This is a genomic window from Terribacillus halophilus (genome assembly GCF_900101385.1).
GTDB lineage: Bacteria > Bacillota > Bacilli > Bacillales > Amphibacillaceae > Terribacillus > Terribacillus halophilus.
Genome location: NZ_FMZB01000023.1, coordinates 1 through 1,290 on the forward strand (window position 1 = coordinate 1; position 1,290 = coordinate 1,290).

The following is a 1,290-nucleotide window of genomic DNA, read 5'->3' on the forward strand; positions in this document are numbered from 1 at the left end:
TAGACTAACCTAGTCAAATGGGACATAAAAAAACACCCTTCAAGTGGTACACTTAAACTAAGTGTCAATTTGGAGGGTATTTTTTATGCAGAAAAACAGATATTCAGCTGAGACGAAATGGGCTGTTGTAAAAGATAAATTAAGCGGTAAATTTACCAATCAACAAATTATGGAGAAATATAATATAAAGAATGTGTCTCAAATTAAAACATGGATGAAGTGGTATCGAGAAAATCAGTTACATCGGTTTGATCAGCCAATCGGCAAACAATACAGCTTTGGTCATGGACCTGAATACGCGTCCAAAGAAGAAAAGGCAAACAGGCAGATCGAACACCTGAAAATGGAAAATGAAATTCTAAAAAAGTATTTGGAAATCAAAGAGGAGTTGAAAAGGAAGTAGTACTGTATTTAGTGGAAAAACTGAAAATGAAATATACAGTAACATCTATCCTGAGCAGTTTACAGATTGCCAGGTCAACATATTATCGGTGGATTTCTGAAGGCATCCAGCCAAAATCAGCAGTGGAAGAAGCAATCATCTCTCTTTGTACTGAAACGTCGTTTCGGTACGGCCATCGAAAGATCCGAAAGCTGCTTCAGCGTCAATATGGTATCAAACGAAATCGAAATACTGTACAGCGTATTATGCAGAAACATCATCTTCAATGCCGTGTGAAGCGCAAAAGAAAGTGGAAATCACAGGGGGAATCCGTCATCATTGCCCCAAACCTATTGAATCGTGATTTCGTCGCAGTACATCCGAATACAAAATGGGTAACGGATATCACTTATATACAGTACGGACCCAGGACACTTTATTTATCAACCATTATGGACTTGTACAATAATGAAGTTGTCGCCTATACCCTTGATGATCATCAACAGACAGCCTTGGTTTTAGATACGCTCAGAACAGCTTTAAAGAACAGAAATCACCCCGGAGGTGTGATTGTGCATTCTGACCAAGGAAGTGTGTACAGTTCGTATGCATATCAAAAGGAACTAGAGTCAAAAAAACTTACTAGCAGTATGTCCAGACGAGGTAACTGTTGGGATAATGCAGTAATTGAATCATTTCATTCCAGCTTAAAGTCAGAGGAGTTCATGTATACAAGATTTAACTCATTATCAGAAACAGAAGTTAGACAGCGGATTGACCGTTACATGAAATATTATAATGAAGAACGTATCCAAGAAAAATTAGGCTACCACACACCAAAAGAGTTTGGTGGCATGGCAGCCTAATAAGGGTGTTTTATTTGTGTCTCACATCGCTATGTCAGTCTA

Annotated in this window: 1 protein-coding gene; it reads left to right on the top strand. The window is 38.2% G+C overall.

The window, feature by feature from the left end:
- Nucleotides 1-85: 85 nt before the first annotated feature.
- A protein-coding gene (locus tag BLQ53_RS18665; RefSeq protein ID WP_093728800.1) for an IS3 family transposase occupies nt 86-1,248 on the top strand; the annotation gives its coding sequence in 2 pieces (ribosomal slippage) (nt 86-362 and nt 362-1,248; 1,164 coding nt in all).
- Nucleotides 1,249-1,290: the final 42 nt, after the last annotated feature.